This window comes from Thauera sp. 63, assembly GCF_000310165.2.
Lineage (GTDB): Bacteria > Pseudomonadota > Gammaproteobacteria > Burkholderiales > Rhodocyclaceae > Thauera > Thauera humireducens.
Window position 1 is genome coordinate 12423 of the sequence record NZ_AMXC01000029.1, and the last position, 21642, is coordinate 34064.

A 21642-nucleotide genomic window follows, 5' to 3' on the forward strand; every position below is an offset into this window, starting at 1 on the left:
CTCAGATGACCTCGAGTTCGGCGCGCAGGGCGCCGGCCGCCTTCATCGCCTGCAGGATGCTGACCAGGTCCATCGGCTTGGCGCCAAGCGCATTGAGCGCCTTGACCACGTCGGCGAGGTTGCCGCCGGCGCGCACGTTGTGGATGCTGCCACCGTCCTGGCGAATGTCGACCTGGCCCTGGTTCTGCGCCGCCACGGTCACGCCCTGCGAGAACGGCGCGGGCTGGCTCACCTGGGTCTCGCTATTCACGGTGACGGTGAGGTTGCCATGCGACACCGCGACGTTCTGCAATGTCACGCGCTGGTTCATGACCACCGAACCGGTGCGCGAATTGACGATGACCTTGGCCACCTGCTCGCCCGGGGTCACCTTCAGGTTCTCGAGCTGGCCGAGGAAGCTCACGCGCTGCGAGACGTCGACCGGCGCCAGCACCTGGATGCTGCGCGCATCCAGCGCGCGCGCCGCGCCCGGTGCGACGCCGTTGATCGCGTCCACCACGCGACGCGCGGTGTTGAAGTCGGCGTCGTTGAGTTCGACCATCACGAAGTCGCCCTGCCCCACCGACGCGGCAACGCCGCGCTCGATCGTCGCACCGCCCGGAATCCGCCCTGCCGCCAGATGGTTGATGGTCTGCGCCGCACCGCCCGCGGCACCACCGGCCCCACCGACCACCAGATTGCCTTGCGCCACCGCATACACCTGGCCGTCTGCGCCCTTCAGCGGTGTCATCACCAGCGTGCCGCCACGCAGGCTCTTGGCATTGCCGATCGAGGACACGGTGACGTCGATCGGCTGGCCGGGCCGCGCAAACGGCGGCAGGCTCGCGGTGACCATCACCGCGGCGACGTTCTTCAGCTGCATGTTGGTGCCCTGCGGCACGGTCACGCCCATGTTGCCGAGCATGTTGACGATGCTCTGCTTGGTGAAAGGCGTCTGCGTGGTCTGGTCGCCGCTGCCATCCAGGCCGACGACGAGGCCATAGCCGACGAGCTGGTTCTCGCGCACGCCGGCAATGGTGGCAAGGTCCTTGATGCGCTCTGCAGCGGCTTCCGCCGCCGCGGAGTAGAAGATGCCGGCGGCGACCGCCGCCACCAGGCCTCGCATCAGCAGGGATTGGAATCGGTTCATGGCTAGGCTCGGTCAGAAAGGCAGGATGGCGAGGAAGAAGCGCTGCAGCCACCCCATGGTGTTGGACTGGTCGATGAAGCCGCCGCCGCGGTATTCGATGCGTGCATCCGCCACCTGCGTCGACTGCACGGTGTTGGTCGACGTGACCGTATTGGGATCGATCACACCCGAGAAACGGATGAACTCGCTGCCCTGGTTGATGGCGAGCATCTTCTCGCCGGACACCAGCAGGTTGCCGTTGGGATAGACGTCGATGACCGTGACCGTGATCGTGCCGTTGAAGGCGTTGTTTGCACGGGCCGAGCCGGTGCCGGTGAACTCGGAATCGGCTCCGGCTTCGATGTTGAGGCCATTGAGCCCGCCCAGCGGCAGGCGCGAGCTCGCGGTGATGCCGCCGGTCATCTCCGAGCCGCGCGAAGCGCTGGCATTCGCGCTCTTGGTCGCGGTGTTGCGCTCGACGAGGTTGATCGTGATGATGTCGCCGACATGGCGCGCGCGGCGATCCTCGAACAGCGGCCGCGCGAGTGCGGCCTGGTAGATGGCGCCATTCGCGGAAGGCGCCGGCAGGCGGCTGTCGGGACGCACGCTCATCGGCTGATGCACGGCCGTTGGCGGCACGGTGTCGATCGAGGCACAGCCCGCCAGCAGCGCGACGCCGACAAGCAGGAAGGAGGCGAACAGGGGCTTCATGAACGGCCTCACAGCTGGGTCAGGCGCCCGAGCATCTGGTCGGACGTGGAGATGGCGCGCGAGTTGAGCTCGTAGGCGCGCTGCGTGACGATCATGCTGACCAGTTCCTCGGCCACGTTCACGTTAGAGGTCTCGACATAGCCCTGGTTGATGACGCCGGCACCGTTGGTGCCTGCTTCGGTGGGCGTGGCCTCGCCGCTCGACGCGGTTTCGTAGAACAGGTTCTCACCCGCGCTCTGCAGGCCACCGGGGTTGATGAAGGTCGCCACCTGGATCTGGCCGACCGGCTGGGGCTCGACCTGATTGGGCAGCGTGACCGTCACGGTGCCGTCCTTGCCGATGGTGATCGACTTGGCGTCGGCCGGGATCTGGATGGCATCGAGCAGCGGATAGCCGCTCGGGGTGACGACGTTGCCCTGGTTGTCGAGCTGCAGCGCGCCGTCGCGGGTGTAGGCGGTGGTGCCGTCGGGCATCGCGATCTGCAGGAAGCCGTTGCCCTGGATGGCGACGTCGAGCGCACCGCCGGTCTGCTGCAGGCTGCCCTGCGTGAAGATGCGCTCGGTGGCCACCGGACGCACACCGGTACCGATCTGCAGGCCGCTGGAGACCTGGGTCTGCTGCGTGGTCTGCGCCCCCGGCTGGCGGATCGTCTGGTACAGCAGATCCTCGAACACCGCCCGCTGGCGCTTGTAGCCGTTGGTGGAGACGTTGGCCAGGTTGTTGGAGATCACGTCCAGCGAGGTCTGCTGGGCATCCAGCCCGGTGCGGGCGGTCCACAGGGAGCGGATCATGATGAAGTCCTCTGTTCTGCGTTGCCGTGACGGCAGGCTTTGCCGTCACGCGGCGGCGATTGCCGCTTTTCCATGGAATCAGTCTAGGCCCTTGCCGGTCTCGACCATCCCGAGATAAACAACGCAAAAACCGTGCTAATCGTGCGGAGGACGATCGCGGCCGTTCAGTTCGACGACAGCACCTGGGTCGCAGCGCGGTCATTGGCCTCCGCGGTCTGCATCATGCGCACCTGCATCTCGAACTGGCGGGCGAGCGAGATCATCTGCACCATCTGGTCGGCGACATTGACGTTGCTGCCCTCGAGGTAGCCACCGGCGACCTGCACGTTGGGGTCTGCCGGGGCCGGCGCGCCGTTGGCGAGGCGGAACAGGCCGTCGTCACCGCGCACCAGATCGGTCTCGGGCGGGTTCACCAGCTTCAACTGGGCGACGAGGTTGACCACGCCGGTGCCCGGGTCGATGGACGACACCGAACCATCGCGGCCGATGACGATCTCGGTGTCGGGCGGAAGGGCGATCGGCCCGCCGTCGCCGACCACCGGCTGCCCCTCGCGGGTCTGCAGGATGCCGGCCGGGCTCAGCATCAGGCTGCCGTTGCGGGTGTAGGCCTCACTGCCGTCCGGCCGCTGCACCGCGAGCCAGCCCTTGCCTTCCAGCGCGACGTCGTAGGGCCGACCGGTGTACTGGATCGGCCCCGGTGTGAAGTCGTTGGCGACGCTGGCATCGACGGCGAACGAGCGCGTGCGCAGGGCTTCGGTCTGGATTTCCACCGCACGCAGCTTGTGCAGTTGCGAGCGGAAACCGGTCGAGGCGGCGTTGGCGATGTTGTTCGACACCGCCGCCTGCTGGTCCATCGTGCCCTTGGCACCGGTCATCGCGGTGTAGATCAGGCGATCCATGTTCGACTCCCCTCTTCCTGTCGGCCCGCAGCCTGTTCAGTCATCAGCGCAGGTTGACCAGCGTCTGCAGGATCTGGTCCTGCGTGCGGATCGATTGCGCGTTGGCCTGGTAGTTGCGCTGCTGGATGATCATCTGCACCAGCTCCTGGGTCAGGTCGACGTTGGATTCCTCGACCTGGCCTGCGGAGATGACGCCGTTGAGCCCGTTACCCGGTTCGCCGCGGGCGAAACCACCCGATTCCGGCGTCTCGACCCAGTAGTTGTTGCCGATGGGCGACAGGCCGTTGTTGTTGCGCACGGTCGTCAGGTTGACGATGCCGATGTCCTTGGTGATGCCGTTGGTGTAGCGCGCCTGGACGGTGCCGTTGCGACTGATCGACAGGCCGGCGATCTCGCCCGGGGCGGAGCCGTTCTGGGTCAGTTCGCGCGGCGTGGACTTGCCGCCGAACTGGGTGATCATCGACATGTCGACATTGATCACGCTCGGATCGGCGTCCGGCCCGAGATTGGAGGTCAGCACGAAGTCACTCGGCGGCACGAGCTTTCCAAGACCGTCGAAGTTCAGCGTCGCGTTCGGCGTGGCCGGTAGCGTCGCCGTGTCGTTGTCCAGAACGGTGTAGACGTCCCAGGTGCTGTTTACGACATCGGTGCGACGGACGAAGTACAGGGACAGCGAGTGCTCCTTGCCAAGGGAGTCGAAGATCTTCAGCGCGGTCGAGTAGGAATAGGTCTCCGGATCATTCGGGTCGAGCGGCGTCGTGGCCCCGTCGATCGTCTCCACATCCGCGCTGAGGTTCAGGCTCAAACCGACTTCGGTGGTGGCCGCCGCGCCGACACCGGTGGACGGAATCACCATCGTGCGGAACGAATCCGCCGTGACGGTGGCAGGCGCACGGACGTCACCCGAAATCGGATCCTCGACCTGATAGCCCATCAGGCGGTCGCCGAGCGGGGTGACGATGTAGCCCTGCTTGTCGATGTTGAACTGGCCGTTGCGCGTCAGTGCGAAACCACCGCTCTGCAACTCGACCTCGAAGAAGCCATTGCCGTTGATCGCCATGTCCAGCGGATTGCTGGTGGTGGTGATGTTGCCCTGGGTGAAGGACTGGCGCACGGCCTGCACCGCGCTGCCGATGCCGATCTGCACCTTGGACACCGCGCCGGTGAGCGAAGACGCGTAGGCGTCGGCGAACACCGTGCCGGAGTTCTTGAAACCCACGGTGCTGGCGTTGGCGACGTTGTTGGAGATGACGTCGAGCGCCTTGGAGGAAGAGTTCAGGCCGCTGAGGCCCTGCTGGAATGCCATGATCGGGGCTCCGGATCAGAGAATCTGCTTGACGTCGTCGACCTTGAACACGCCGAGGTCGCCCACCTGGAGATCGGTGCCGCTGGCACCACGGACGATGCTGGTGACCGGACCGAACTGCAGCGTCCGTCCGCCCACCGCCTCTTCGCCAAGCGTCGCCGACAGGGACAGGGTGTAGATGCCGTCGGCCGCACGCGAGCCATCCTCGGCGGTGCCGTCCCATACGAAGTTGTGGCTGCCCGCATCGACGTCGTTGAACACCATCTGCTTCACGACCAGACCCGAGCTGTCGCGCACTGACAGCGTCACGCTGTCGGCCGGGGTATCGATCTCGAAACCGCCGATGGCACCCGCTTCGGTCAGCGCCAGGCGCGAGCCTTCCACCAGCACGCCGCGCCCGAGCAGCGCCGCCGCATTCAGCCCCTCGGCCGACGCCTGGGAGTCGAAGAAGGACTGGACCATCTTGTTGAGACGCTCGATGCCATCCACCGTGCTCATCTGCGCGAGCTGGGAGGTCATCTCCGCGTTCTCCATCGGGTTCATGGGGTCCTGGTTCTGGAGCTGCGTGGTCAGCAGCTTCAGGAACCGGCCCTGCATGTCCTCTTCTGCCTTCTGGACAGGTTCGCTGCGGGCCAGGCTGGCCAGCACGCTCTTCGCTGTCTGATTGTTCGACACGGTGGTCATGGATTTCTCCTGCTAGCGGCATCGTTTGCCGGACGGCGCTTACTGTCCGATCTGCAATGTCCTTTGTAGCAAGGTCCGTGCCGTGTTCATGATCTCGGCGTTGTTCTGGTAGGAGCGCGACGCGGAGATCATGTTCACCATCTCTTCGGCAACGTTGACGTTGGGCATCTCGACGTAGCCCTCGGCATTGGCCGCGGGATTGTTCGGCTCATAGACGAGACGCATCGGCGCAGCGCTCTCGACGACCTGCGTCACCTGCACGCCCACGGCCGCGGGCCCGGCCACCTGGCGGGCGGCGAACACGACCTGCTTGGCGCGGTAAGGCTCGCCCGTTTCCGTGGTCACGCTGTCGGCGTTGGCGAGGTTGGAGGCCGTGGTGTTGAGTCGCAGCGACTGCGCGTTGAGCGCGGAGCCAGCGATCTGGAAGACGTTGAGCATGCTCATGATGGAACCCCTTACTGACCGGTGAGCGCCGTGTTCATCGAGCGGATCATGCCGCTGATGAAAGTGACGCTCGCCTCGTAGCGCAGCGCATTCTCGGCGAAGGCCGCACGCTCGACGTCCATGTTGACCGTGTTGCCGTCGACCGCGGACTGGTATTCGTTGCGGTACTTGACGAAGCTGCCGGCGCCCGCGCTACCGCCGGCGGCGATGTGCGCCTGGTGCGTGGTGTCGAGCGCGACACCCGACTGCCCCCCCTTCCCGATCGCGTTCTGCAGCGCGCTGCGAAAGTCGATGTCGCGCGCCTTGTAATGCGGCGTGTCGGCGTTGGCGATGTTCGAGGCGAGCAGTTCCTGGCGGTAGGCCTGGAGATTGAACGCGGCCTGGTGGAAACGCATCTGGTTGTCTAGCAGGGTCTTCATCGCCTTACCTCGCGGATGAACGCCGCTTCCGCAAACGGGAAACGGTCTCGATGGCAGTGGAAGTTGCAGCTTTCATGCCAGCGATGGTAAGGCTGGACCCGCCTCGCTCCTCTGCCGATAAGGCGGCGGAAAACCGCCCATATCTGCCGCTTGTCGGCGCGGGCGGCAAAAGCTGCCGGCAACTTGCCTCTCCGGGTGAGGCATGCTGCAATCGGGACCATGAAGCATCTCGCCAGCCCCCTTGCTGTCCTCACCCTCGGCCTCAGCCCCCTCTCACCCGCCATCGGCCAGCAGCCCCCGCAGGCCGTGGAAAGCACCGTGCGCACCTTCCTCGAACGCCAGGTGCAGGGAATGCCCGGCGAGCCACGGATCAGCGTCCGCGCCTTCGATCCCGCCAATCAGTTGCCACCCTGCGCCGCGCTGGAACCCTTCCTGCCACCGGGCACGCGTCCCTGGGGCCAGCTCACGGTGGGCGTGCGCTGCGACTCTCCGGTCACCTGGACCGCTTACGTGCAGGCGCAGGTGCAGATCTTCGGTCCCTACCTGGTCACGACCCGCGCACTGCGTTCGGCAGAGGTGATCCGCGAGGGCGACATCGAGGTGCGCGAGGGCGAGCTCACCGCGCTGCCGGACAACGTGCTGTCCTCGCCCGGGCAGGCACTGGGCCACCTCACGCGCTTTGCCCAGGCTGCCGGCGCGCCGCTGCGGGCGGGCAGCGTGCGCCTGCCGGATGCGGTGAGACGCGGACAGACCGTGCCGATCCTCACCCGCGGCCCGGGCTTCACGGTCTCGGGCGAAGGCCAGGCGCTGAGCGCCGCCGCGCCCGGCGAAAGGGTCAGGATCCGGCTCGGCAACGGTCAGATCGTGCAGGGCCTGGTCCAGTCGGACGGCAGCGTCAGCGTCGACTTCTGAGGGGCGTCATGCAAATTTTCCACGGACGTGAAATAAATCACTAAAGTTTCACGGAGCGCGGTCGTGAACACACACGAGTCAATGCGTTCCTGGAGACCATCATGAAAATCGAGAACACGGGCAAGGCCTATGTTCCCACGCCCGTGCAGGATGCCCGTGCGCCGGCCGCGCGCGGGAAGACGGAAGCGCAGTCCGGCAGCGACAGCGTGCAACTGTCCCCGCTGGCCACGCTGATGAAGAAGGCGGAAAGCGCGATCTCGAGTTCGCCCGAGATCGACCAGAAGCGCGTGGACGAGATTCGCCAGGCCATCGCCGAGGGCCGCTTCAAGATCGACTCCAGCCGCATCGCCGACGGGCTGATCAACAGCGTCCGCGACATGCTCGAGTCGCGCGGCTGAGGCATCGCGGAGTAGTATTCGGCTTCTCGCGCACTGACCGTCATCCGCCCGACCGGACGACCCGACCCGATGAAGCAACCCGCCCCGACGCCCACGGCTGCCGACCAGCAGCGACTCGCGCTCCTCATCGAGGCGGAGTCGATGCAGCTCGGCGAGTTCCTCTCCCTCCTCGACCGCGAGGAAGGCCTGCTCGTCAAGGGCGAGACCGACGCCCTGGTGGCGATCGCCAACCAGAAGAACGAGCGCTACCGCGAACTCCAGCGCCTGCACGACGAGCGCTCGCGCCTGCTCGGCCGGCTCGGCTACAGCGTCTCGGACGCCTCCATCCGCAGCATCTGCGCCGGCCTGCCGCGCGTGCTCGCGCGCTGGGACGAGGTCGTATCGCGCGCGCGCCAGGCACGCGACCGCAACGCCCTGAATGGCCAGCTCATCCTCGAACGCATGGCCGGCAACCAGGCAGCGCTGACGGTGCTGCTGTCCGCCGCCAATCATCCGCAGCTCTACGACGCCGATGGCCTGGCCAAGCCCACCGGCGGCGGTCGCATCCTCGGCAGCGCCTGAATATTCATTCAGTAGCCTCCTCTGCTATCCTTGCGCCCTTCGTGACATCGAACGGGCCCGCAGCATGGCAGGCAAACAGTACGACGAATCCTCCTTCCGCGTCCTGAAAGGACTTGAGCCGGTGCGCGAGCGCCCCGGCATGTACACCCGCACCGACAGTCCGGCGCACATCATCCAGGAAGTGATCGACAACGCCGCCGATGAAGCGCTCGGCGGCTTTGCAAAGAAGATCCACGTCACCCTGCACCTGGACGGCTCGGTCACCGTGGCCGACGACGGCCGCGGCATTCCGGTCGGCCTGCATCCCGAGGAAGGCGTGCCGGTGGTGGTGCTGGCCTATACCCGGCTGCATGCTGGCGGCAAATTCGACAAGCGCGAGGGCAATTCGGCCTACGCCTTCTCGGGCGGCCTGCACGGCGTCGGTGTGTCGGTCACGAACGCCCTGTCCACCCGCATCGAAGTCGAGATCCGGCGCGAGGGCAAGATCCATCGCATCGATTTTTCCGAGGGTGGCGAAACGATCAGCCCGGTGCGCATCGAGGGCGACTGTGGCCGCCAGACCGGCACCCGGGTGCGGGTGTGGCCGGACGGCAAGTATTTCGAATCGCCGCGCGTGCCCATGAACGAGCTCGAGCGCCTGTTGCGCTCGAAAGCGGTGCTGCTGTCCGGTGTCGCGGTGCGGCTCGACATCGAGCAGGCCAGCGGTCCGGCGCTGAGCAAGGCCTGGTCCTACCCCGAAGGCCTGGCCGGCTACCTGAAGGAACTCGCCGGCGACGTCGAGCCGGTGGCGCCGATCTTCACCGCCGAGAAGTACGCCGGCAAGGACGACCCGACTTTCGCCACCGGCGAAGGCGCGGCGTGGGCGCTGGCATGGTTCGAGTCGGCCGTGCCGAGCGAGTCCTACGTCAACCTGATCCCGACGGTGAATGGCGGCACGCACGAATCCGGCCTGCGCGCTGGCGTGTTCGAGGCGATGAAGTCCTTTATCGATCATCACACCTTGCTGCCACGCGGCGTCAAGCTGCAGCAGGAGGACGTGTGCGGGCGCATGAGCTTCGTGCTGTCGGCACGCCTCCTGGACCCCCAGTTCCAGGGCCAGGTGAAGGAGAAGCTCAACTCGCGCGAAGCGGTGAAGCTGGTCTCCTCGCAACTGCGCGACCCTTTCGAGATCTGGCTCAACAACCACGTCGAGGCAGGCAAGGCCATCGCCGAGTTGTCGATCAAGCAGGCGCTGGCGCGGCAGAAGAGCGCGCAGAAGGTCGAGAAGAAGAAGACCTCGGGGGTCGCCGTGCTGCCCGGCAAGCTGTCGGACTGCGAGTCCGAAGACCTCGCCGACAACGAGCTCTTCCTCGTCGAAGGGGACTCCGCCGGCGGCTCGGCCAAGATGGCGCGCAACAAGGAAACCCAGGCCATCCTCCCGCTGCGCGGCAAGGTGCAGAACGCCTGGGAGATCGACCCTGACCGCCTGTTCGCCAACGCCGAGATCCACGACATCGCGGTGGCGCTCGGCGTGGACGCGCACAAGGCCGACAGCGAGGTGGACCTCTCCGGCCTGCGCTACGGCAAGGTCGTCATCATGTCCGACGCCGACGTGGACGGCGCCCACATCCAGACCCTGCTGCTCACCTTGTTCTTCCGCCACTTCCCCAAGCTGATCGAGCGTGGCCACGTGTATGTGGCGCAGCCGCCGCTCTACCGCGTGGACGTGCCGGCCCAGGGCAAGAAACGCCCCCCGCGCCGCCTTTACGCGCTCGACGAGGGCGAACTCGCCGCCATTCGCGACCGCCTGGAGAAGGAAGGCTTCAGGCCCGACGCGATCGAGATCGGCCGCTTCAAGGGCCTGGGCGAGATGAACCCCGACCAGCTGCGCGAAACGACCATGGATCCCGCCACCCGCCGCGTGCTGCCCGTCAAGGTGCGCAGCGGCGCGCTGCAGGACACGCTGAAGATGTTCACCCTGCTGATGGGCAAGGGCGAAGCCTCGAGCCGGCGTGCGTGGATGGAAGAGAAGGGCGACAGCGTCGAAGCCGACGTCTGAGATGTCTCACAGAATCAAACCAAGCAGTGCAATGACGACCGATACCCCAGACCTGTTTGGCGCGCCCGAACCCACCGACGCCGCGCCGAAGCCTAGCCAGACCGTGCCAGCCATTGCGGGCGCAGCGATGACCGCCGGCCCGACGCCGCCGATGCACGAGGACGGGAGTCCGCCCCCGCCTCCCGCCCTGCCCGCCGACCCGGAACCCGAGCCCGAGGACGACGGCACGCTGGCCCTGGACCGCTACGCCGAGCGCGCCTACCTCGCCTACGCGATGAGCGTGGTGAAGTCGCGCGCGCTGCCGCAGGTGGAAGACGGCCTCAAGCCCGTGCAGCGCCGCATCCTGTATGCGATGAACGAGATGCGCTTGTCGTCCACCTCCAAGCACGTGAAATCCGCGCGGGTGGTCGGCGACGTGATCGGCAAGTACCACCCGCACGGCGACACCAGCGTCTACGACGCGATGGTGCGGGTGGCGCAGGACTTCTCGCTGCGCTATCCGCTCGTCGACGGCCAGGGCAACTTCGGCTCGCGCGACGGCGACTCGGCGGCGGCAATGCGTTACACCGAATGCCGCCTGACGCCGATCGCCGAGCTGCTGCTGTCCGAGATCGACCGCGGCACGGTGGACTTCATCCCCAACTACGACGGCGCCTTCGAGGAGCCGCAGCTGCTGCCCGCGCGCCTCCCGTTCGTGCTGCTCAACGGCGCCTCGGGCATCGCCGTGGGCATGGCGACCGAGATCCCGCCGCACAACCTGCGCGAAGTGGCCGAGGCGGCCTGCCACCTGATCCGTCATCCCGAGGCCACCCTCGATGACGTGCTCGGCATCATCCCCGGCCCGGATTTCCCCGGCGGCGGGCAGCTCATCTCGCCGCCCGAGAGCATCCGCGAAGCCTACGCGTCGGGTCGTGGCAGCCTGCGCCTGCGCGCGCGCTGGAAGATCGAGGAACTGGCGCGCGGCCAGTGGCGGGCGATCGTCGAAGAGCTGCCGCACGGCGTCTCCGCCGCGCAGGTGCTGTCCGAGATCGAGACCCTGACCAACCCGCAGCCGCGCGCCGGCAAGAAGGAAGTCTCGCAGGAGCAGAAGAACCTCAAGCAGCTCGTGCTCGGCGTGCTCGACACGGTACGCGACGAATCCAGCGACAAGGCGCCGGTGCGCATCGTGCTGGAGCCCAAGTCGAGCCGCCAGAACCGTGACGAGTTCATGGCGGTGCTGCTCGCCCACACCAGCCTCGAGACCTCGGCCTCGGTCAACATGACCATGATCGGGCGTGACGGCCGGCCGCAGCAGAAGAACCTGGTGCAGGTCCTGCGCGAGTGGATCGACTTCCGCTACGTCACGGTCGAGCGCCGCACCCGCCATCGGCTGGACGAAGTCGATCGCCGCATCCACATCCTCGAAGGCCGCATGATCGCCTTCCTGCACATCGAGGAGGTGATCCGCGTGATCCGCGAGTCGGACGAGCCCAAGCCGGCGCTGATCGCAGCCTTCGGCCTCTCCGAGATCCAGGCCGAGGACATTCTCGAGATCCGTCTGCGCCAGTTGGCACGGCTGGAAGGCTTCAAGATCGAGAAGGAGCTGGCCGAGCTAAAGGACGAGCGCGACGGCCTGCAGCACCTCCTCGACAGCCGCGCGGCGATGACCAGGCTGATCCTGAAGGAGATCCAGGACGACACGAAGAAGTACGGCGACGACCGCCGCACGCTGGTCGAGGCGGTCGCTGCGGTGGCGCCGGCCGAAATCTCCGTGCCCGACGAACCGGTCACCGTGATCGTGTCGAAGAACGGCTGGGTGCGCTCACGCCAGGGCCACGGTATCGACCCGGCCGGCATCGCCTACAAGGCCGGCGACTTCGGCTTCGCGGTGGTCGAGACGCGCACCACCTGGCCGCTGATCGTCATCGACAGCAATGGCCGCGCCTACACGGTGAAGGTGTCCGACCTGCCCGGCGGCCGCGGCGACGGCGCGCCGATCACCACGCTGGTGGAATTCCAGGACGGCGGCAAGCTGGCGCAGGTCGTCACCGACACGCCGGAATCGGTCTACTTCTTCGCCAACAGCGGCGGCTACGGCTTCCTGTGCAGCGTCGCGGACGCGACCAGCCGCCAGCGCGCAGGCAAGGCTTTCATGAGCCTGGAGAAGGGCGAGAAGGTGTTGCCGCCGGCCAAGGTCTTCGGCGACTGGATTGCGGCGGCGTCCGAGAACGGCCGCCTGCTGGTCTTCCCCCGCCCGGAAATGAAGACGCAGAGCGGTGGCCGCGGCGTGATCGTGATGGCGCTCGACGAAGGCGAGGCGCTGGCCGCTGTGGCCGTGCCCGCCGACGATGCCGTGCTCACGATCGAGGGTACGGGACGGGGCGGCAAGACCCTGAGCATCGAGCTCAAGCCCTCACAGCGCGAACCGCTGCGCCACCGCCGTGCGCGCAAGGGCGCGCCGCTGGCACCGAAGGTGAAGCCCGAACGCATGCGCTAACGGACCGGGGCGCCGCTCCTCGGCGGCGCCCCGGCATTCACTGGCCGTCGGCGGGCGGCGTCGCGGTCTCGGCGGACGGCAGGATGGAACGGATCGGATCGTTGGGCGGGATGATCGCCGGGCCGGTCGGCGCCGGCTCGGCATTGCGCGACTCGATCAGGATCGCGACGCGGCGATTGCGTCCCCGACCCTCGTCGGTGGCGTTGTCCGCCACAGGGCGCTGGTCGGCGTAGCCCGCGGCCGTGAGGCGATCCGGCGCCACCCCGCTGTCGATGAACAGGCGCGTCACCGTCGAGGCACGCACCGCCGAAAGCTCCCAGTTCGACGGGAAGCGGTAGGTGCTGATCGGCAGGTTGTCGGTGTGGCCTTCGACCGTGATCGGAAAAGGCGTGGCCGCCAGCACCTGCGCGACCGCCCGCAGTGCCTCGACCGCAGGGGTGGACAACATGGCCTCGCCCGGCGCGAACAGAAGGCTGGCATTGATCTCGATACTGATGCCGAAAGCCCCTTCCGATACGCTGACCTGGCCCGAGCGGGTCAGCGGGGCCAGAACGCGGCGGATGTCCTCGGCCATGCTGCGCATCTGTTGCGCGGTCTGCCGCCGCACCGCCTCGGCGGACTCCTCGAGCTGCGAGGGTGCCGGCGGCTGCGGGCGCACGACCGGAGCGACCGCCACCGGCGGGAGGATGATCTGCTGGCCGCTCTCGTTGATGTTGAGGCTGCGAAAGGCCTGCACGATCGAATCGGACAGCACGCGGTACTTGCCCTCGTTGATCGAGGACAGCGAGTACATCACGACGAAGAAGGCGAACAGCAGCGTGATGAAGTCGGCGTAGGAGACCAGCCAGCGCTCGTGGTTCTCGTGCTCTTCCTCGTGCCTGCGTCGGCGTGCCATGGTTCAGTCCCGGCCGTTGTGGCTCACACCACGTAGCCCTGCATGCGGCTGGCGATGATGCGCGGGTTGTCGCCGTTGGCGATGCCCACCAGACCGTCGACGAACATCTCGCGCTGCATCGTCAGCGCGGCGATCTGCGCACCCAGCTTCTTGGCGATCGGCAGGAAGACGAGGTTGGCGAAACCGACACCGTAGATGGTGGCGACGAAGGCCACGGCGATGCCCGCGCCCAGCTTGGACGGATCGGACAGGTTCTCCATGACATGGATCAGGCCCATCACCGCCCCCAGGATGCCGATCGTCGGCGCATAGCCCCCCGCCGCTTCCCAGATCTTGGCGGACTGCCGCATCTGCGCCTCCCACGCTCCGATCTCGACCTCGAGCACGTCACGCAGGCGCGTCGGGTCGACGCCGTCGACCAGCAGCTGCAGTCCCTTGCGCATGAAGGGATCGGGCAGGCCGTCGATCTGGTTCTCCAGCACCAGCAAGCCTTCCTTGCGCGCGATCTGGCTCCAGTTGGCTGCCTGCTCGATCATGCGCTCGGGATTGGTCACCGGCGGCACGAACACCCAGCGCACCATGCGCATGCCATCGACGAAGGTCCGCAGCGGGCTTTGCAGCATCACCGCGCCGAGGGTGCCACCGATGACGATCAGGAAGGCGGTCGGCTGCACCAGCGAGGACACGTGCCCGCCTTCGAGCACCTGACCGCCCAGGATCGCAGCCAGGCCGAGCGCGAGACCGAAGACGCTGATCCTATCCATGGCGGCGAAATCCGGAAGCGTTCATGACGACTCAGTCCTGCGCCGGCTTCTTCGGGGGTCTGCCGCGTCGTGCGGGGGGCCTTGCCGCCCCCTCGCCCGCGAACACCGAGGAACGCAGCCGCGCCACCGCCTGGCTGTGAAGCTGGCACACGCGCGACTCGGTGACGCCGAGCACGGCGCCGATCTCGCGCAGGTTCAGCTCCTCGTCGTAGTAGAGCGCCATGACCATCTGCTCGCGCTCGGGCAGGACCCCGATGGCCGACACCAGGCGCCGCCGCATGTCCGCGTCGGCCAGCAGGTCCAGCGGGTTGGAATCCTGCTGCACCAGGTGGCGCTCGAGGAAGTTGTCGTCCTGATCGTGGCTGAAGTCCTCGATGTAGACGAGCTGATGGCCGCGCGCCTCCTGCAGCATGTGCTGGTATTCGGCCAGCGACACGCCGAGCGAATCGGCCAGTTCGCCCTCGGACGGGGGGCGACCGTATTCCTGCTCCAGCATGTGGATGGCCGACTCGATGCGGCGCATGTCGCGGCGCAAGCTGCGCGGCAGCCAGTCGTTGTCGCGCAGGCCATCGAGCATGGCACCGCGGATCCGTTGCACGGCATAGGTTTCGAATTGCGCGCCCAGTCCGTCCTCGTAGCGGCCGATGGCATCGAGCAACCCCATCATGCCGTTCTGGATGAGGTCGTCGACCTCGACACTGGCCGGCAATCTGGACATGAGCTGGTAGGCGATCCGCTTGACCAGCGGCGCATAGGCTTCGACCAGGTGGGCCTTGTCGAGATTACCTTTGGCGTCGTACATCCATTGAGCCTGTATCTTTTTGCGGCGCGATGCAGTCCGCATACCTGACGGAGAAGTGGGTTGCCGGCATTCTCCCGCACTGTCGTAAGCATTACCAGCGGGATACATCACACCGCCACGCATGGTCAGGCACTCAGAGGACGATTGATCCGGCTCATCGCCTCGATCCGGCGCATGAAGGCCACACCGGCCGCGTGCGTCGAGGCGGCGGTGTCCGGGCGCGCCAGGGCCGCGACAAGGTCGTCACGCTCCGCCTCGCCGACCCACACCAGCGGCAGGCCGACATGGCGCCGCACGAGCGCGTCCAGGCTCGAGAAGAAGCGCGCCGCGTCGTCGCGGCTGCGAGCGCGGCACACGGCGACATGCACCGAACCCGCACCGGCGGCAGCCAGCGCCTTGATCGTACGATAGGCCTCGGTGGCACCGCTGGCGCTGGCTTCGGCAACGAGCAGGCGGCAGGGGGCAGCACCGACGAAGGGCGACGGCTCGGCGGCCGTCTCGCTATCGGCATGGACCAGCACGAAGCTGGCATGGCGATGCAGGATGCGCAAGGCCTCGACCAGGCAGGCGCGACGGGCGTCGTCCAGCAGGGGCAGCGTCAGCGCGGCGGCGACCGCCGACACCCGGCCCATCAGGCCGGGTGCGGGTTGCAGCACATCAGCCAGCGTGGTGCGGCCATCGAGCAGTTGCAGCAGGTCGGGACCGGGCGCTTGCTGCAGGGCCGTCGCCAGCCCGGCCTCGCCTTCGGCCTCGTCCAGGATCAGCACCCGCTCGGCGTGGCCAGCGATGCGATGCGCAACCAGCACGGCGTTGTGCGAACGGTGGCGGCCACAGGCGTACAGCGTCACGACTTGAGGCGGCGCGCGGCGGAACAGGCGTCTCAGCCCGGCGGCCTGGTCTTCGCGTCTTTCCAGCATGTCAGGCTCCTCCGCTGGCTGCGGCCAGCATCATGCCAGCCTCGTCGTCGTTCAGGTGCCAGGGCGACTCGGCGCCCTGCTCGCGCAAGGCACGGTGCAGCAGGTAGGCCCGGTTAGGCAGGTGCAGGTCCTCGGGCACGCGCTGGCCGTTGGTCAGGTAGCGGATTTCCAGTCCGTGGCGCACCGCGACGTCGAGCGCCGGCGCCAGCGAAGCCGCTTCATCCACCTTGGTGAAGATGCAGCCGGCAAGATCCTGCCCGGCGTAGGCGCGCACGACGTCGTCCAGCGTATCGCCGCGGGCGGTGGCGTTGAGCAGCAGCAGGCGGCGAACCTCGCCCGCACCGCTCAGCATGGACGCCTGCTCGGCCACCATGCGGTCGCGCTGGCTCATGCCCATCGTGTCGATCAGCACCATGTGCTTGTTGCGCAGGCCGGCGAGCGTCTGCCGCAGGTCTGCTGCGTCTCGCACGGAGAACACCGGTACGCCCAGGATTCGGCCGTAGATGCGCAGTTGTTCCTGCGCGCCGATGCGGTAGCCGTCGGTCGTGATCAGCGCGAGCCGGCTGGCTCCGTGGCGCACGACGCAGCGCGCGGCGAGCTTGGCGGTGGTGGTGGTCTTGCCCACCCCGGTAGGGCCGACCAGCGCATAGACCCCACCGCGGTCGATCACGTCGTCGTCCGAAGCATGGGCCCGCATCATGCGGTCGAGCGCGGCACCCGCGGCCTCGCGCGCCTCGATCCGGCTCGCGTCTTCCGGCACCACCTCCGCCAGCTTGCGCGCGGTGGCAGTCGAGAAGCCCGCCTCGAGCAGTTCGCCCATCAGCGCGGCACGTGCCGGCGCCTGGCGACGGGTCTCACCCCAGGCAAAACCCGCGAGTTGGCGCTCGATCATGCCGCGAATGCCCGACAGCTCGTCCATCAGACGCGCGTTGGTTTCCTGCAGTTCGCGCATGCGGGCGCTGCCGAAATCGTCCGCGGCCGCCGCCGGCGCAGCGGCAGGACGGCTGCGCAACGCGAAGTCGGCGGTCTCGATGCGCGGCGGCGAGAACGGCCGCACCACGGCCGGTCGTGCAGGCGCAGCCGGTGCCGGACGTGCCGCGTTGCGCGCGGCACTCGCCGCCAGCGCCGAAAGGCTGACGCGGAAGTCACCGTCAAGCGGCTCACGCTCGATCGCCGCGGCCGGCTTCGGAATCGATGCTGCGGCCGGCTCGGCGGCCGGTGCCCTGGACTTTGCCGCGACGGCGGCGCGATTGGCCGCCTGCAGCGCGCTCACCGCTTCGCCCGGCAGGGCCAGGATCTCCACCCCGCCATCGACGGCGCGATTGGACAGCACGATCGCATCGGGACCGAGCGCCTCCTTCAGCGCACGGAGCGCCTCGCGGGCAGTGGGGGCAAAGTAGCGTTTGACGTTCATGGCGTTTCTCCGGGCGGCCTGACTTTTGCCGCAGCTTGAGAAGGATTATCGCGGCTGCGGGTGGCGTCCCTTGTGCCGAATAAACCGCCTTTACCCCGCTTATTCGATGCTCGATCGCACCGCGGCGGGGCCGCTTCAGCCCTGCTGCGCGCCAATCATGGCGGTAACGCGGATGGTGCGGGACTCGGGCACTTCGCTGTTGGAGATGACCTTGAGCGAGGGCACGGCGCGACGCAGGAAGCGCGACAGCAGCATGCGCAACTGCGAAGGCACCAGCAGCACCGGCGGCAGGCCGATGTCTTCCTGGCGCTGGGCGATCTGCGCCGTCTGGCGCAGCAGCGTATCGGCCAGGCCCGGCTCGATCGCACCGCCCTCGCCGCCCGCACTCATCGCCTGCATCAGGATGCGTTCCAGGCCGGGCTCGAGCGCCATGACGTTGACATCCACATTGCCCGGGAACAGGCCCTGGATGATCGCGCGCCCCAATGCCTCGCGCACCTTGACGGTGAGTTGCATCGGGTCCTGGGTGCGTGGTGCGTGCTCGGCCAGCACCTCGATGATGCTGCGCATGTCGCGGATGTTGACGCCTTCTTCCAGCAGGTTCTGCAGCACGCGCTGCACGGTGCCGATCGGCAGCAGCTTGGGCACGAGATCCTCGATGAGCTTGGGCGAATCCTTGCCGACGTGGTCGAGCAGCGCCTGCGTCTCCTGGCGGCCGAGCAGTTCGGCGGCATGGTTGAGGATGACGTGGTTGAGGTGCGTTGCGACCACGGTGCTGGCATCGACCACCGTGTAGCCCAGCGCATGCGCCTGCTCGCGCATGCCGGTGTCGATCCAGAAGGCTGGCAGGCCGAATGCGGGGTCGGTCGTCTCGCGCCCCTGCAGCGGCCCGGACACGTGACCCGGGTTGATCGCCATCAGCTGGCCCGGATAGGCCTCGCCCGAGCCGACCTCGACGCCCTTGAGCGCGATGCGATAGGTGTTGGGCTTGAGCTCCAGGTTGTCGCGGATGTGCACCGGCGAGGACAGGAAGCCGACTTCCTGCGCGAACTTCTTGCGCAATCCGCGGATGCGCTTGAGCAGTTCGCCATCCTGGCCCTTGTCGACCATCGGGATCAGGCGGTAGCCCACTTCCAGGCCGAGCACGTCGACCTGCGAGACGTCGTTCCAGCTCGCCTCCTGCGCTTCGGCTGGCGGGGCCGCCGCCTGCTTGGCCGCGGCGGGCGCGACGGCCTCGGCCTGCGCCTCCTGCATCTGCTTGTGTCGTATCCAGGCCAGGCTGCCGAGCACGGCGGCGAGCAGCAGGAACACGAGGTTGGGCATGCCGGGGATCAGGCCCAGCACGCCGATGATGACCGCGGTCAGGCTCATCACCGCCGGATTGGCGAAGAGCTGGCCGATGACCAGACCGCCGATATCGCCGTCATCGCCGACGCGCGACACGACGAGGCCGGCCGCCACCGAGATGATCAGCGCCGGGATCTGCGCTACCAGACCGTCACCGATGGTCAGCAGCGTGTAGGTGTGGGCCGCGTCGCCCACCGCCATGTCGTGCTGCATGACGCCGACGAACAGCCCGCCGATGATGTTGATGACAAGGATGATGATGCCCGCCACCGCATCGCCGCGCACGAACTTGGACGCACCATCCATCGCGCCGTAGAAGTCGGCTTCCTGCGCGATCTCCTTGCGCCGGCGCTTGGCCTCGTTCTCGTCGATGAGGCCGGCATTGAGGTCGGCGTCGATGGCCATCTGCTTGCCGGGCATCGCATCCAGGGTGAAGCGCGCCGACACTTCGGCGATACGGCCCGCACCCTTGGTGATAACGACGAAGTTGATCACGGTGAGGATCACGAACACCACGATGCCCACTGCGGTGTTGCCGCCGACCAGGAAGTTGCCGAAGGCCTCGATCACCTTGCCCGCGGCATCCGGACCGGCATGGCCCTCCAACAGCACGATCCGGGTCGAGGCGACGTTGAGCGACAGGCGCAGCAGGGTCGTCATCAGCAGCACGGTGGGGAACACCGAGAAGTCCAGCGGCTTCTTCGAGTACATCGCCACCAGCATCACCATCACCGACACTGCGATGTTGAAGGTGAAGAACACGTCGAGCAGGAACACCGGTAGCGGCAGCACCATCATGGCAAGAATCATGATGATGAGGATCGGCGCGGCAAGCTGGCGCAGGTTGGCCGGGGTCAGGAGCTGACGCAGGTTCAGGGTGTCGTTCAGGGCCATCGTTCAGGCACTCACTCGTCGGGCGAGCCGGGGTCCATGCCTTCGGGCACCGGCAGGTTGGTGGGGGTCTGCGGCGGCAGCCCGCCCTGTTTCATCCAGTTGTCGAGCTGGTAGACGTAGGCCATGACCTCGGCCACCGCCGTGTAGAGTGCGGCCGGAATCGCCTGCTCCAGCTCGCAGTGCTTGTACAGCGCGCGCGCCAGCGGCGGCGCCTCGAGCAGCGGCACGTTGTTCTCGCGCGCGATCTCGCGGATCTTCAGCGCCGTCTCGCCCCGTCCCTTGGCGATCACCACGGGCGCCCCCATGCGCTCGGCGTCGTACTTGAGCGCCACCGAGAAGTGCGTCGGGTTGGTCACCACCACGTCGGCCTTGGGCACCTCGGCCATCATGCGCCGGCGCGCCATCTCGCGCTGCATGGCGCGGATGCGGCCCTTGACCTGCGGATCGCCCTCCTGCTCCTTGCCCTCGCGCTTGACCTCTTCCTTCGTCATGCGCAGCTTCTTGTGGTACTGCCAGAGCTGGAAGGGCACATCCATCAGCGCGAGCAGGCCGAGACTGGCGGCGATCAGCACCGAGGCCAGCACCACCGTGCCGGAGAATTCGCTCATGCCGATCTCGAGCGGCGACACCATCAGGCCGAACAGGTGCTCCTTGTTCGCCCACAACACCATCGAGGCGACGCCACCGATAAGCGCCGACTTAAGGATCGCCTTCAGCATCTCGGCCAGGCCGTGCATCGAGAACATCCGGCCCAGCCCCTGGATGGGGTTCATGCGGCCGAAATTCGGCCCCAGCACCTTGCTCGAGAAAAGGAACCCACCCAGCGCGAGCGGCGCGGCCACGGCCGCCACCAGCAAGGCGCCGAACAGCGGCACCAGCATCAGCAAGGCCCCGCTGAGCTGGCCGCGGAACACCTCGAGCATCAGCGTCACGTCGAAAACCGTGGCGCGCTCGAAGGCAAAGCCCGTACGCACCACGGCCAGCATGCGCTCGGCCATCCAGCCGCCGAGCAGCCACAGCGTCAGCACGCCGGTGATGGTGACGAGAAAGGTCGACAGCTCCCGCGACTGCGGGACCTGGCCTTCCTCGCGCGCCTGCTCAAGCCGTCGCGATGATGGGGCTTCTGTTTTCTCGAGATCGCTATCTTCGGCCACGGCCGACTCCATTGCCGCCCCGTCGCGCGGCAAGCGGCGCGGACGCGAAACGACGTGTGCGGATTATCGACCACGACCGGCAATATCTGCCGGTCGATAAAAGGCGGGAAACGACCGCTATTCGACCCTTGTCGTGTGCCCGTTCAACGCGCCGCGGGCAGGCGCTCGACGCCGCGCAGCGCGTCGCCCGGCTTGATCCCGCGCTCGCGGAACCACCCGAGGTTCATCTCCAGCGCAAAGCGGGCCGGAGCGGCGGCACAGTGGTTGTCCTCGGTCTGGGGTTGCATGTCCTCGATGTTGATCACCTTGCCGTGCGCATCGAGGAAGGCGACCGACAGCGGCAGGTAGGTGTTCTTCATCCACATGCAGTGGCGGGCGTCTTCGGGGAACACGAACACCATGCCTTGATGCTGCGGCATCGTCCGGCGGTTCATCAGCCCGATCTGGCGGTTCTGGAAGGTATGGGCCACTTCGGCCTCGATGCGGAACATGCCGGCACCGAGTTCGGCCCGCGGCATGGCCTGCTGCGCCGCCGCGATTCCGGCCGCCAGTACGCCTGCAAACCCGAGTCCCCACGCAAGCGCCCGGCGCGACATCCACGACTGAAGCTTCATCCCTTCGACCCCGAACCTGTTCTGACGCGGCGCATCTTACCCGCCCCGCCGGCGCCGTGGCGAGCCGATGAGGACGCCGGCCCCCGCGGCAGTT

At 67.3% G+C, this 21642-nt stretch carries 21 protein-coding genes; 5 read left to right on the forward strand and 16 right to left on the reverse strand.

Annotation, left to right across the window (positions count from 1 at the left end):
• Position 1 precedes the first annotated feature (1 nt).
• The 8 genes from C664_RS16695 to flgB all read right to left on the reverse strand — a co-directional run bounded on the left by C664_RS16695 (position 2) and on the right by flgB (position 6362).
• Positions 2-1129 (reverse strand): flagellar basal body P-ring protein FlgI, encoded by a 1128-nt coding sequence (locus tag C664_RS16695; RefSeq protein WP_004264557.1) that lies wholly within the window; start codon positions 1127-1129, stop codon positions 2-4.
• Between the two features lie 12 nt (positions 1130-1141).
• A complete protein-coding gene (locus tag C664_RS16700; RefSeq protein WP_004264558.1) occupies positions 1142-1819 on the reverse strand; it encodes a flagellar basal body L-ring protein FlgH in 678 nt (225 codons plus the stop codon).
• An 8-nt stretch (positions 1820-1827) separates the two neighbouring features.
• Positions 1828-2610, reverse strand: coding sequence for a flagellar basal-body rod protein FlgG (gene flgG, locus C664_RS16705; protein WP_004264560.1), 783 nt, complete (start codon positions 2608-2610; stop codon positions 1828-1830).
• 164 nt (positions 2611-2774) lie between these two features.
• Positions 2775-3509 (reverse strand): flagellar basal-body rod protein FlgF, encoded by a 735-nt coding sequence (gene flgF / locus C664_RS16710; protein WP_004264561.1) that lies wholly within the window; start codon positions 3507-3509, stop codon positions 2775-2777.
• Between the two features lie 43 nt (positions 3510-3552).
• Positions 3553-4815 carry a flagellar hook protein FlgE gene (gene flgE / locus C664_RS16715; RefSeq protein WP_004264565.1) on the reverse strand — a complete coding sequence of 421 codons (1263 nt, stop codon included), beginning with the start codon at positions 4813-4815 and terminating at the stop codon, positions 3553-3555.
• A gap of 15 nt (positions 4816-4830) precedes the next feature.
• Complete coding sequence (locus C664_RS16720; RefSeq protein WP_004264568.1) at positions 4831-5499, reverse strand: flagellar hook assembly protein FlgD; 669 nt, start codon at positions 5497-5499, stop codon at positions 4831-4833.
• A 39-nt stretch (positions 5500-5538) separates the two neighbouring features.
• The gene (flgC, locus tag C664_RS16725; RefSeq protein WP_004264572.1) at positions 5539-5943 is read right to left on the reverse strand and encodes a flagellar basal body rod protein FlgC; all 405 of its coding nucleotides are present in this window, start codon (positions 5941-5943) and stop codon (positions 5539-5541) included.
• An 11-nt stretch (positions 5944-5954) separates the two neighbouring features.
• Positions 5955-6362 carry a flagellar basal body rod protein FlgB gene (gene flgB, locus C664_RS16730; RefSeq protein WP_004264574.1) on the reverse strand — a complete coding sequence of 136 codons (408 nt, stop codon included), beginning with the start codon at positions 6360-6362 and terminating at the stop codon, positions 5955-5957.
• 219 nt (positions 6363-6581) lie between these two features.
• On the opposite strand from flgB, the gene flgA reads away from it, so the two are divergent.
• The 5 genes from flgA (at position 6582) to parC (ending at position 12747) form a co-directional block, all read left to right on the forward strand.
• The gene (flgA, locus tag C664_RS16735; RefSeq protein WP_004264576.1) at positions 6582-7274 is read left to right on the forward strand and encodes a flagellar basal body P-ring formation chaperone FlgA; all 693 of its coding nucleotides are present in this window, start codon (positions 6582-6584) and stop codon (positions 7272-7274) included.
• Between the two features lie 101 nt (positions 7275-7375).
• Complete coding sequence (gene flgM, locus C664_RS16740) at positions 7376-7672, forward strand: flagellar biosynthesis anti-sigma factor FlgM (RefSeq protein ID WP_004264577.1); 297 nt, start codon at positions 7376-7378, stop codon at positions 7670-7672.
• 69 nt (positions 7673-7741) lie between these two features.
• Entirely contained in the window at positions 7742-8233 is a 492-nt protein-coding gene (locus C664_RS16745; RefSeq protein WP_004264579.1) for a flagella synthesis protein FlgN, read from the forward strand.
• Between the two features lie 64 nt (positions 8234-8297).
• Positions 8298-10271, forward strand: coding sequence for a DNA topoisomerase IV subunit B (locus tag C664_RS16750; protein ID WP_004264582.1), 1974 nt, complete (start codon positions 8298-8300; stop codon positions 10269-10271).
• Between the two features lie 31 nt (positions 10272-10302).
• Positions 10303-12747 carry a DNA topoisomerase IV subunit A gene (parC, locus tag C664_RS16755; RefSeq protein WP_004264585.1) on the forward strand — a complete coding sequence of 815 codons (2445 nt, stop codon included), beginning with the start codon at positions 10303-10305 and terminating at the stop codon, positions 12745-12747.
• Between the two features lie 37 nt (positions 12748-12784).
• Here parC and motD read toward each other — a convergent pair whose 3' ends face one another.
• The 8 genes from motD to C664_RS16795 all read right to left on the reverse strand — a co-directional run bounded on the left by motD (position 12785) and on the right by C664_RS16795 (position 21548).
• Positions 12785-13642, reverse strand: a complete 858-nt coding sequence (gene motD / locus C664_RS16760; protein ID WP_004264587.1) for a flagellar motor protein MotD — start codon at positions 13640-13642, stop codon at positions 12785-12787.
• Positions 13643-13665: 23 nt separating this feature from the next.
• On the reverse strand, positions 13666-14406 hold the full coding sequence (locus C664_RS16765) for a flagellar motor protein (RefSeq protein ID WP_004264589.1): 741 nt from the start codon (positions 14404-14406) through the stop codon (positions 13666-13668).
• A 31-nt stretch (positions 14407-14437) separates the two neighbouring features.
• Positions 14438-15208 (reverse strand): RNA polymerase sigma factor FliA, encoded by a 771-nt coding sequence (locus C664_RS16770; RefSeq protein ID WP_004264590.1) that lies wholly within the window; start codon positions 15206-15208, stop codon positions 14438-14440.
• Positions 15209-15333: 125 nt separating this feature from the next.
• Entirely contained in the window at positions 15334-16125 is a 792-nt protein-coding gene (locus C664_RS16775; RefSeq protein ID WP_004264592.1) for a MinD/ParA family ATP-binding protein, read from the reverse strand.
• 1 nt (position 16126) lies between these two features.
• Entirely contained in the window at positions 16127-17539 is a 1413-nt protein-coding gene (flhF, locus tag C664_RS16780; RefSeq protein WP_004264594.1) for a flagellar biosynthesis protein FlhF, read from the reverse strand.
• Between the two features lie 135 nt (positions 17540-17674).
• A complete protein-coding gene (flhA, locus tag C664_RS16785) occupies positions 17675-19780 on the reverse strand; it encodes a flagellar biosynthesis protein FlhA (RefSeq protein WP_004264597.1) in 2106 nt (701 codons plus the stop codon).
• 11 nt (positions 19781-19791) lie between these two features.
• Complete coding sequence (gene flhB / locus C664_RS16790) at positions 19792-20934, reverse strand: flagellar biosynthesis protein FlhB (RefSeq protein WP_038012201.1); 1143 nt, start codon at positions 20932-20934, stop codon at positions 19792-19794.
• Between the two features lie 143 nt (positions 20935-21077).
• Positions 21078-21548, reverse strand: a complete 471-nt coding sequence (locus C664_RS16795; protein WP_004264601.1) for a DUF192 domain-containing protein — start codon at positions 21546-21548, stop codon at positions 21078-21080.
• Positions 21549-21642: the final 94 nt, after the last annotated feature.